Source organism: Photobacterium marinum (assembly GCF_000331515.1).
Classification (GTDB): domain Bacteria; phylum Pseudomonadota; class Gammaproteobacteria; order Enterobacterales; family Vibrionaceae; genus Photobacterium; species Photobacterium marinum.
Genome location: NZ_AMZO01000009.1, coordinates 10,590 through 22,307, shown reverse-complemented (window position 1 = coordinate 22,307; position 11,718 = coordinate 10,590). Strand labels below are relative to the sequence as shown.

Below are 11,718 nucleotides of genomic sequence, written 5' to 3'. Positions count from 1 at the left end.
AACTTAGCCGCCGATTCGATACACCAATTTTCGGTATTCATCGTTTTTGAATGGGAATAATGATAATGAAAAAACTAGGTTTATTAGCAGCGTCAGTGGCACTCGCTCTTACAGGATGTGGTGGAAGCAACGACAGTAACGGTAACGCATTAAACAATGCCAGCACGAACGTTAAAGTTCTTGATGGTTATTTGGTTAACGCTGAAGTCTATGTTGACCGTAACGGCAACAATGTTGCCGACGCCAATGAAAAGTTGGAAAAACTCACCGACGAAAATGGCGTAATCTCAATCAAAAACGAAGATACCAAATACTCTCTGATCGTCCGTGCAATTGCAGGAAAAACTTACGACACCGACAAAGGTGGTCGCCTGACTCAAACCACAGAGATGATGGCAACAGCCGGTTCAGATGTTGTTACTCCGTTTACCACGCTGGCAGCCGTTAAAGAAATCACCATTGATGAACTGGCAGCAGAACTAAACCTGCCGAAAGAACTGATTGCTGGTGACTATGTAGCAGGCAAAACAGTACAGGACACAAAACAGGATGCCCAAAAAGTACACGCAGTTGCCCGCTCAGTGACCTCTGAACTAGGCAGTTCAATTGAAGCCTCGAAAAAAGAATCAGACCAATTGCTGAAGCAGTCTGGTGAAATAATCAAAGCTGTCGATGACGCAATTAACAGCAACAAGCAGCTTGACGATATCGTTATCACTTTTGATGACGCTGGCAAAGCGGTAATCGGCGATATGCCACCGACAGTGAAAGAATACTTTATTGGCAAAGACAAGCTGTTCTCATCCATCAGCACCAACGAAGTTTACTTCCGTCGCGAAGGTTTATCTAAACTGACATTTGCTGCAAACGAAGTCACAGTTACCAACGACAAGGGCAAACAGGAAACATTCCCGATTGAGTTCACAACAAACGGCTTTAAAATTTCAGATGGTATTGATGAAGCTATCTACATGAGCGATGCATTCAGCCTGGTTGTAACATCAGATAATGACATGATCTTCTACACCCAAACGAATATTGATAATGGGTACACTGCAATAGCAGCTACTGACACAACCTACCGTGGTAAAACCTTCTATCACATGTGGGATGACTCAACTTCTGACAACGCCGATCCGGATTTTTTTACCATCGCGTTTGCCAAAGAAGGCGATGAAGTAACAATTACTGAAGGTACGAAAACCTGGAAGCAAACCTGGAAGATCGAGAACGAAGCACTGGTTATCAGCGGTAATGACATGATGGATGATGACGGTGACTGGGTTCTACATCCAACAACTATTAGCGACAAAGATTTCACAGTTCACTACGAGGGTGAATCTAACCAAAGCATTCCGTACTTCTTCACGGATAACAAAGCGCTGGCACAGGGCATCTACGACAAGTGGCAGTCACTGGCTCAGTAATTCGGTAATAAAATAAATCCCTTTCAGGCAGACTTTTTGAAGGTTTGCCGGAAAGAAAAAAGCCGCAACCATAATTTTGGTTGCGACTTTTTCATCAGCTTGTTTCAAAGCAATTCATAAATGGCCTAAGAGCTACAATCTCAACGTTTATAAAGAAAAATAACGATACCTGAGTTGCTCAAAGCCCACTTCAGAAACCAAACCGTTCAATTGCTTTAATTCATCCAGTAGCAATTTCAGTGCTGCGACCAGCTGATAAAGCTTCGATGCTTTTTCCCTGCTTAATGTCAGCTGCAACAACGAATCGGAATTGATCTCCTGCCGATACAAATGAAGATGAGACAGGATTTGTGTCAGCTGTTCTTTTGTCGGTTGAAGACAATAGAGTCCGTTGGTCTTTTCAAGCAGATTCGACAATGCCGTTACAGAATTTGCGAGCCATCGGTCCAGATCTGCGTTTCGACGTGACGTTGAACCTTCATCCTGAACAGCCAGATAAGCCTGATAACTGTCGCGCAACGAGTTCAGGCGCAGATTTACAGCATAAAGGCGCGAAATAACTAAACTCAGCTTTTCTGTATCAACATCCGGGTAACCGGCCCAGTTTATTCGGATTGTCGCCACCTCTGCCACCGCAACGGGATGGAGTGAACTCTGATTCAATATCAGATTATTCAGCCATTTACTTATCACTTTTTGCTTACGGTTTTGTTGATGGCCCTGTTTTCCCAGTAAGCGCAATTGCCAGATAAATAAGTGTCGCACCCTACTCATCTGGCGCAGCAGAACCTGTTCCGGCTGGCTTGAAAAGAAGGTCTGGTTGACAAAAAAGATCACCAGCATCACGACAACAATCAACAACAACTGCAGCAAAGCAAACTGAATATCGTACTGCGGCGTCAACTGAACCGCGCCCATTGTCATCATAACCAGCAGCTGTGAGCCCAGCATTTTGGTCAGCAACTGCTGAGGTTGCCAGAAAACAAACCAGATTCCGAACGCATTAATAAAGTAAAACAGAGCCAGTTGCCATACTTCAGTAAATACCGGCATGAGCAGGACGTATTGCAACAAAACCACCAATGACCAGGCCATCATGGTATAAAGCAGCGATTTCACATTACAAAATGGCAGGGTGAAAACCACACTTCCTAATATCACCCCAAGCAATACGATCATGGCACCGCCGGGCATCGGAACATACAGCCAGAGTGCAATACAAACCCAAACAACGATGACGGTTTTTAATGCCGGATAAATCCGCTCAGGATCAAAACGAAACCATGCTTCAGCGCCATTTGGCTTCACAGATTTATCGTATCGGTTTGATGAGTTGGCATTACCATGCCTCTGACCTACCGCCTCTTGCAAAGTGACCAATAACTCGAAGCTCAGCTCATCCATCTGATTCAATACCTGCTCAAGCAAGAGAATCGCCCCACTGTATTGCGGGTTTATATCATGGTCAGCATGCAATCGAATTCTTTCTACTGCTGGCAATTCAGCTGTATTCGGTTTTCCTGAATTGAGGTCAAGCAAATGCCCTGCAGTCGCAAAACGCTGTTTAATGTGGGCAAGTAATGCCAGCAATTCCGCCTGCCCGCCAGGGATCTCTGATGAATCCAGCAAATCGCAGGCTTCAGATAGGTGTCCGCAAAGTAACGCCCATTTTTTCAGCTGCACCAGAAATCTTTGCCATGCAGCTATCTCACGGGAGACGTGATAACTGTCTGCCATCGCAGCAGGCAATAAGTCTTCAATCCGGGACAAAAAACGCATCCCGTCACCAAAGCCCAACCCTTTTAATCGCTCACCTTCTCCGGCCAGAAAACAGGCACTCTGGCTGACCTTTTCCTGCTGCTCAACAAAAAAGCCCTGCAATGTGGCATGTAACAAACGACGGCTTGATACCGGCCAAAGCAGGCTAAAGACCAAGGTAAAACAAAGCACTCCAAGCAGCGTTTCCTGCAAACGCAGCATAGCAATGTTGAACGTCAGCTCTCCTGACAGTTTCCCCATGACCAGAATCAAAGAACAAACCATCAGTGTTATCGACCACATGTAGCCGTTGCGCGGGTTTGTCTGCAAGTAAACACAAACCGCGGCAAACAGAGAGAAAGTAAGTAGAAATGGTAAAGGCTGCTGGGCATACAGTCCGACAAAGACAAACGCAGAAATTACCCCAGCGATTGTTCCTAACACCCGGTGTCGGCCTTTTCGTAATGAATGCCCGGACGTTTCTGTCGCCGCCATCACAATAACGGCAAATGCAGCCCAGTAGGGTTTATCCCATCCCAACCACAAAGCACTGACAATGGCGAGCGTCAGCGCCAACGCCACTTTCAATGGTAGCTTGCAGCGTTCACTGATCATCTCACCACCTACACATCTTGCGCAGTTTTGATTATCATCACTGAAGCTGAAGTCCCCACCCTGAGCTGGATATCATCCGGTACTTTATCCAGTTTTATTCTTACCGGGATCCGCTGTGCCAGACGTATCCACTGGAAGTTAGGATTCACGTTTGGCAACAGTTCCACGCCGGTACTACCATCCTTGTGAGCGATGCCGTAACCGATACTTTCAACTCTGGCCTCAAGCGGCTGGTCCGGATAGGTCATCAGAGTCACCACAGCTTTTGCGCCTGCAGTAACATCTTTAATATCGGTTTCTTTAAAGAAGGCCTCAATCCAGAAACTATTCCGATCCACCAGCGCAACCGAGGGCTGATTAGCCACAACCTGGCTACCTGTTCGCAAAGTCAGGTTAGTCACAAATCCATCGGCAGGCGCTTTCACCTGAGTAAATGCCAGGTTCAGAGAGACCTGCTCCAGTGCGGCTTTCGCGACCATGACACCCGCATCAGCCGCTTCAACGGCATTATCCAGCTTAATCAGCGTTGACTGAGACAATGCCCCCGGCTCCCGGCGATGTAACGACTTGCCGCGCTTGGCATCATCCTGGGCTTTTTTCAGTTTCGATTTCGCCTGAGCCAGATTTGCCTCAGCCTGCTTTAATGCCGCCTCGTAGGTACGGGGATCGATTTCAAATAAAGTATCGCCGGATTGCACTTCGGCATTATCATTGACGTGCATCGCAACAATCGGCCCGGTCACACGCGGTGTAATCTGAATTACCTGCGCCCTGACCTGTCCATCACGAGTCCAGGGCTGTTCCAGATACTGCTGATACTTCCATCCGATGGAACATAAAGCGGCTAACACCAGTAGCACAGTTAAAGAAACACGTTTTATCACAGGCAAACTCACAACAAACAATTACGCTGAAATCAAAAAAATACTGATTAAGACGGTATAAATCACCGCCAGTGAAAGCTCGACTAACGGCGGGCTGACAAAAAAGCGATGCCACCTTAATTTGTTAAGCAATCGCACTGTTACGGATGTCAGCACCAAACCAAGCAATGCCGCCACCAATAACGGCGGGACATAAATATCACTAAAAGCAATTTCACGAGGAATATAAGAAAAAGCGGCGTTCACACTCACCACTCCTTTTCAACACATCAAGCCGCCAACAGAGCCAAAGCGCCCTGTCGGGGAGATCAAAGAAACAAAACGTGATGATACTCACGGAATTGGTGATGATAAATGTATAGAAAAAGCATTCACTCGAAACTATGAGTTTCGAATAATAATAAAATCATCAAGAGTCAAAACCTCTGACGACAGAAGAGCTATACCGTGGACCGTTTAACCAGTATCGAAATTTTTGTCCAAGCCGTTGAATGCGGTTCATTTGCCGCCGTCGCGGAAGAACGAGATATCAGCGCCCAAATGGTGGGTAAGCACATCAGGGGACTGGAAGCTTCATTGGGAACTAAACTGCTGAATAAATCGACCCGTCATCAAAGCCTGACACCAGCCGGAGAACAATACTACCGCCGATGCAAAACGATTCTGTCTGAATTGCTGGCCGCCGAAAATGATATCCACCGCAGCCTTAACGAGCCCTGTGGTAATTTAAATATTGCAGCAGGGGTTAATTTTGGGATCTCTTTCCTTGCCCCACGTTTGGCCAAATTCCAGACCGCACACCCGAAAATGACGGTGAATGTCACCCTCAGCAATCAGCCTGTTGATCTTTTAAAAGACGGCTTCGATATCATGTTCCTTGACCACACCCGCGGTCATGAATCCCTGATAGCGAAAAAAATCCGTAGCTATTCCATGGTGCTGTGTGCATCTCCTCAGTACCTCGAACAATTTGGTTTTCCCAAACACCCGGATGACTTGACTCATCATCAATGCCTGCAACACAACACCAGCAAATACCCGCTAAAATGGCAATTCTATGATGGCAGCCAACGTTACGCCCCGGAAGTTAGATCCAGACTCAACATCAATAGTAGTCAGGCCATGCTCAATGCCGCACTTGAAGGTGCAGGAATTACCCTTCAGCCAATATTCCAGATTGCCGACGAATTAAAAAAAGGTCGCTTAATACAAGTGCTGCCAGACTTTACGCTGGAGAAAATAGACATGTACATCATTTATCCGCCGTACCTGCGCGATACAGCGAGGCTCAATGCTTTGATGGCGTTTTTGGAAGAGTAAAACAGAACTGGAAAAAGCCTATTTAACAGACTCGAATATGTCTGATTTCACCATTTTTCCACCATTGAATTAATGGTAATTTACCGCATCAGTTTTTATGCCTGCATGCATAGGATATGCGTAAGAATAAGAAATGAATATTACGATTAACAGCTCAGATTTGCCCAATTCAGCCTCCTTGTTAACGAAAGCAATGCTAAAGAGCAACAAGCAGAACAAAATGGAAAATATCCAACTAGTTGTAAAAGGTTTTCGCTTTAACCAAAGCCAGCTGGAGAACTACTGTCACTTTTTAGGGTTTAATTCAGACACTGTTCCAGTCCCATTTCTATTTGTCGCCACACAACCAGCACAACTTTTTTTGCTTAACCAGGAAGCAGCAAAACTAACGCTCAGGGGCATTGTTCACCGTTATATTTCATTTGAATCTTTTGCTGCAATAAAACCGACCGAAGAATACAGCTTCTCTTTAACCGTCACGGATCAAATCAACATAGATAAGGGTTTTGAATTTGAGTTGACAGGCGAATTGACCTCCCAACAAGGCCTGCGTGTTGCCCGTTACCAAAGCCGTTATCTGATTCGAACCAGACAAAGTACAGCACCGAAAAGGCCGCAAAAGAACACCCAATTTGCCAGCCCGACCAATTTAAGACATGTAATAAAAACAGTCATCACCCCAAGGATGTCACGAAGATATGCCAACATTTCGGGAGATTACAATCCGATTCACCTTTGCAGTTTGCTGTCTCGGCTTTTTGGCTATAAAAAGCCAATAGCTCATGGGATGTATATGGTCGGCCAATTAATGGCAAGCCTTAATTCACCAGTTAAAAAAGCAGCCTTTGAATTTAATCGCCCGGCATTACTTCCGACAGAATTACTGTTGGTTAAAGACTCAAATGTGTTGATGATTACAGATGATAACGGTAAACCGGTTGTAAGTGGGCATTTAGAAAACTAACCCGAAGGACTCCCCGTAAGGAGAGATATGGACAAAGCCGGTCTCAGATTAAACCGGCTCTGAACCATTAGCGATTATAATTCACTGTCACATTACGATTTTGCCAGTTGTGCACTGTCCGGAGAGGCGGAAGTACTCTCAACCGCTTTAGATTTAGCTATAACGCCAATGGCAATACACACTAAAGAACCGCATATATAGAGAAGTGTTTCTAATGAAAAACTAATCCTGTCGCTAAATTGTTGAGAAACAAAATAAAACAAAGGAGCAACAACTAAACAATTAGATACAATCAAAGGTGGTGTTTTACTAATACCAATTTGCAGTAGGTAAAGAGGTATAACATTACCCAAAATTGCGACCAGTAATAGGGCCAACCAATAATTTTGTAATGTTTGATAAACCACATCAAATCCTGCAACCGCAGCTCCGATGATTATTATTAATACAAAGCGGAATGTCATAATCTGATGCGGTTGTACGCCTTGATTATTCAATCTCTTGGAAAAAATAGTATTCATAACCATAGACAATCCACACAAAAGGGCCATCAATACTCCAAGCAGTGAAGTGTCCACTCCGATAGATGTCATCGTCTCTGTTTTACTGATTGTCGAATTAATGATTAATCCCATAAACAGCAACACACCCACAGCTGCGATTGCTTGACCTTTTGTGATCTTGTCAGATCGCAACACATATACAGTGACAAAAAGGGTCAGCAGCGGTCCGACTGCATTTGCAAGAGCCGAGACCACCGCAGGCTCAATATATTTAAGAGCGGCAAAGAAACCAACCCAGCTACCGGCCGTAGCGATGTTAAGGCCAATAACATTCGCCATATTTACCTTTGGTGCGGGTTTGTTTTGATCACGGTTAGATTTCTTGACTGAAACCGCAACAAAAAACAAACTTACAAAGGAAAAGGTAATCGCCAGTGTGGCAAATAGATCTGAGTCCTGAAGAAGACCAGATAAATACACCCCTTGTATTCCCGATAAAAGATTAAACGTCAAAATGTAGCAGATACCTGCCTTTATATGGTTTTGAGATCCCTGGCTCATTTAGCCTCTCCAGTGTACATAAATTAAACTTCAGTTAGTTTTGCTCGTTGTGAAGAGCATCCTCCAGCGTTCTTACCGCTTCGATAATCTCTTCTCTTTTTATATTTAAAGGTGGTAAAAACCTAATAACTGAATCATCCCGGCCACCTGTTTCAATAATTAAGCCATGATCAAAACAGTATTTCTTTATTCTTTTAGCTAAGTTTCCATCCGGCAAATAGTCACCAAGCTCATTGGCTTCATATGGATAAACAAGCTCGATACCTAGCATCAAACCTCGTCCCCTGACGTCACCTATGCACTTGTACTGGCTCTGAAGATCATAAAGAAGATTTTTAAACAGCATCCCTTTTTCACGGCACTTCTTAAGGAATGTTTCGCCTTTAATGATGTCAAGAGTTGTACATCCGGCAACCATTGCGAGTTGGTTTCCCCGAAACGTTCCTGTATGTGCACCAGGAGCCCAACTGTCATATTTTCGGTTATAGACAACTAATGACATCGGCAATCCGCCACCTACCGCTTTTGATATCAAAATAGCATCGGGCTGAATGCCAGACTCTTCGAAAGCAAACATATCCCCTGTACGCCCGATACCACTCTGGATCTCATCGAGGATTAAAGGTATGTCCAAATCTTTACATATCTTACTCAGCCCTTTTAGCCACCTGGCAGGAGCAGGAATACAGCCCCCCTCCCCTTGGATAGCTTCGACAATAACGGCTGCCGGCTTAGTGATCCCACTATTAGGATCTGAAAGGGTGCTTCTGATATGGTGTAGTGATACATCAATGGTTGATTCGCTATCTACACCATATGGACTTCTGTATTGATACGGAAACGGAAGAAAATGTACATCCGGCATCAAATTAGGCACAGGTTCTTTGATTGCGGTATTACCTGTCAGAGACATCGAGCCATTAGTCATTCCATGATAAGCCCCATGAAAAGCAATAACGGAACGTCTTCCTGTCGCGGTCTTGAACAGTTTGATTGCAGCTTCTGTCGCATCGGCTCCCGATGGGCCACAGTAATGCATTTTTAATTCATCTCGCCACTTAGACGGAAATAGTGATAACACGGTTTCACTAAATCTTCTTTTTATTGGCGTAACAAAATCCAGCCCGTGAAGAATTTGCCCGCTATTCAGGAATTCTTTAAGGTCTTTAATAACGGCAGGATGGTTATGTCCTAATGCCAGAGTACCTGCACCTGCAAGGCAGTCGATAAAGTAATTTTCTTCATTATCTGATATAACAGATCCGGTTCCTGCGGTTATATTGCTGCAAACCACTCTTGAGTATGTTCTTGCATTTGACTCAATTTCATATTGACGCAGAAGATCATTTGTCGTTTCAGTTGAACAATTTGCATCCATCACTTTGACTCCATTTTTGCATTTGCAACAAAGGCTTGCCCTAATGAAATACCGCCGTCATTTGAAGGGACTTTTTGCTGGACGTACACGTTAAGATCTCGATGTTTTAGCTCTGTGTAGGTATTGGCCAAAATAAACTCATTCATAAACACACCACCGGACAATACGACCTGGCGAGTCGCGTGCTCTTTCGCAAGCAATTCACACATTTCGCAAACTGCCATCACTATGGTGCTATGAAACCTTCGCGAAATAATCGCTGTCGATACGTGATTCGATATAACATCTGACACGAGCTCTTTAATCATTGGTCGGTAGTCAAACTGATGAATACCTTCGGAGTCGTTAATTTCATATGAATAAGGCTCAGCCATATCCAGTGTTCTTTCTAACACTCCCTCAAGTTCGATTGCAGCCTGAGCCTCATACTCAATGACGGTACGAAGATTTAGTAATGCTGATATGCCATCAAATAAACGTCCCATACTCGTTGTCGTGAAACTGTTTATTTTTCTTTCTGCCATACGTACTAAGACATGCACATCCTGGTCAGATAAGAAACTAAAGCAAGGGAGTTGCAGTTGTTTGCATTCTTCACCAAACGTTTCATATAGCAGGCTCAACGCCACTCGATAAGGCTCTTTTACGGCTTTATCTCCACCAAGCAGATTGAAACTCTTGATACTGGCAGCACGTTCAAATGAGTTGTAATCCCCAAGTAAAAATTCACCACCCCAGATACTACCGTCAGTGCCATAGCCGGTACCGTCAAAAATAACGCCGATAGTGGATCCTTCCAGGTTATTTTCACCCATACAGGAAGCCATGTGAGCATGATGGTGCTGAACCTTAATAACCGGAAGTTCCGACTGGGACTCTATCGTCCTGGTCATACGAAAATGAGGATGTAAATCAACCGCCCACGCTTCAGGTTTTATCTCAAATAAGCCAGTCAGCTTTTGTGCACATTGAGAATGCGCTTCATAAGTGTGATCGTTTTTTAAGTCACCAATATGCTGGCTCAAATAGACATTATTATTTTTCGTCAGAGCGAGCGTTGTCTTCAACTCTGCACCGGATGCAATAATCTTCCGAAGCGACTTATTAGACATAATAGGAGCTGGAGCAAATCCGCGGGATCGACGGATTAATGTCACCAAGTCATCACCACAACGTGTTTTTACAACCTTTAGTAATGAGTCATCAACACGTGTATAAATATCTCGGTTATGTAAAAGATACCCATCCGCAATATGCTTCAACTCATCCAGTGCCCGATCATTCTCATAAACAATTGGCTGCCCGGAAGTATTCGCACTGGTCATTATTAGTGCAGGAATACGTTCATCCTGAAGCAAAAGGTGATGCAACGGAGCTGAAGGTAGCATTATTCCAAGAGAAGGATTGGATGGCGCAATAACATCCGGAAGCCGACAATCACTGCGCTTTTTAAGTACTACGATCGGTTTTTTCACCGATTGCAGATATTCCTGTTCCTTTTGACTTACATGACAAAAATCTCTGACTCTGTTGAGATTTTTGGCCATCAGAGCAAATGGTTTATTATCACGTTTTTTTCTTTGTCGTAATGTATTAACAGCATCCTCGTCGGCCGCATTGACCGCTAAATGAAAGCCTCCTACTGATTTGACAGCAATAATTTTCCCTGCGACAAGCATATCCCGACAATAGGCGATAGGATCCTCGGTTGAAATCGCTTCCCCATCATTTAAGCTCATCCATACTGATGGACCGCATGTCGGGCATGCATTAGGTTGAGCATGATACCGACGATCAGAAATATCAGTATATTCGGTATAACAATCGGGACACATCGGGAATTTTGACATCGTTGTTTGCTTACGATCGTAAGGCATGTCATGAATAATCGAGAATCGTGGCCCACAATTAGTACAGTTTATAAATGGATAGTTATAACGACGATCATTTTCATCAAACAATTCATTCAGGCAGTCTTCGCAAACATCAGCATCAGATGGAACAATAGTGATATTATCGAGATTGCTATTACTTTGACGAATTTCAAACTCACTAAATTCATCACCCGATTCAACACTGAACTCTTTTAAATAAGTGATTTCAGCCATTGCCGGAAGATCATTCTTTAATTGTGATTTAAATCGCTCGTATTGTTCCTGTGTTCCCTGCAACTCAATGAGAACACCTTGCGAGTCATTCAGAACCCAGCCTTTGAGGTTATTTTCTAGTGCGATTTTATGAACAAAGGGTCTAAAACCGACCCCTTGAACCACACCATTAACTCTTAATTGTTGATGAATTTTCATGC

9 protein-coding genes are annotated in these 11,718 nt (G+C 44.1%); 3 read left to right on the top strand and 6 right to left on the bottom strand.

The annotated features are described in order from the left end of the window. The first annotated feature begins 65 nt into the window (after nt 1-65). Complete coding sequence (locus C942_RS08320; protein WP_007464596.1) at nt 66-1,427, top strand: hypothetical protein; 1,362 nt, start codon at nt 66-68, stop codon at nt 1,425-1,427. 147 nt (nt 1,428-1,574) lie between these two features. Here the strand turns inward: C942_RS08320 and C942_RS24325 are convergent, their stop codons facing one another. From C942_RS24325 to C942_RS08305, 3 genes are read right to left on the bottom strand one after another with little or no spacing between them, the layout of a single operon-like run. Beyond that, nucleotides 1,575-3,800 carry an FUSC family protein gene (locus tag C942_RS24325; RefSeq protein ID WP_007464591.1) on the bottom strand — a complete coding sequence of 742 codons (2,226 nt, stop codon included), beginning with the start codon at nt 3,798-3,800 and terminating at the stop codon, nt 1,575-1,577. Between the two features lie 8 nt (nt 3,801-3,808). Further along, complete coding sequence (locus tag C942_RS08310; RefSeq protein ID WP_036799317.1) at nt 3,809-4,684, bottom strand: HlyD family secretion protein; 876 nt, start codon at nt 4,682-4,684, stop codon at nt 3,809-3,811. 21 nt (nt 4,685-4,705) lie between these two features. Continuing rightward, complete coding sequence (locus C942_RS08305; RefSeq protein ID WP_007464586.1) at nt 4,706-4,930, bottom strand: DUF1656 domain-containing protein; 225 nt, start codon at nt 4,928-4,930, stop codon at nt 4,706-4,708. Nucleotides 4,931-5,131: 201 nt separating this feature from the next. Here C942_RS08305 and C942_RS08300 point away from each other — a divergent pair, with 201 nt between their 5' ends. Both C942_RS08300 and C942_RS08295 read left to right on the top strand, forming a co-directional pair. Then, nucleotides 5,132-6,004, top strand: coding sequence for a LysR family transcriptional regulator (locus C942_RS08300; protein ID WP_007464584.1), 873 nt, complete (start codon nt 5,132-5,134; stop codon nt 6,002-6,004). Nucleotides 6,005-6,137: 133 nt separating this feature from the next. Further along, nucleotides 6,138-6,968: a MaoC/PaaZ C-terminal domain-containing protein gene (locus tag C942_RS08295; protein WP_007464582.1), complete on the top strand. Its 831-nt coding sequence runs from the start codon at nt 6,138-6,140 to the stop codon at nt 6,966-6,968. Between the two features lie 92 nt (nt 6,969-7,060). Here the strand turns inward: C942_RS08295 and C942_RS08290 are convergent, their stop codons facing one another. The 3 genes from C942_RS08290 to hypF are packed head-to-tail and all read right to left on the bottom strand — an operon-like array spanning nt 7,061 to nt 11,716. After that, nucleotides 7,061-8,032: a DMT family transporter gene (locus tag C942_RS08290; RefSeq protein ID WP_007464580.1), complete on the bottom strand. Its 972-nt coding sequence runs from the start codon at nt 8,030-8,032 to the stop codon at nt 7,061-7,063. Between the two features lie 34 nt (nt 8,033-8,066). After that, nucleotides 8,067-9,410 carry a diaminobutyrate--2-oxoglutarate transaminase family protein gene (locus C942_RS08285; protein WP_007464578.1) on the bottom strand — a complete coding sequence of 448 codons (1,344 nt, stop codon included), beginning with the start codon at nt 9,408-9,410 and terminating at the stop codon, nt 8,067-8,069. After that, on the bottom strand, nt 9,410-11,716 hold the full coding sequence (gene hypF, locus C942_RS08280; protein WP_007464576.1) for a carbamoyltransferase HypF: 2,307 nt from the start codon (nt 11,714-11,716) through the stop codon (nt 9,410-9,412). Before hypF ends, C942_RS08285 begins: the two co-directional genes overlap by 1 nt. Between the last annotated feature and the right edge of the window lie 2 nt (nt 11,717-11,718).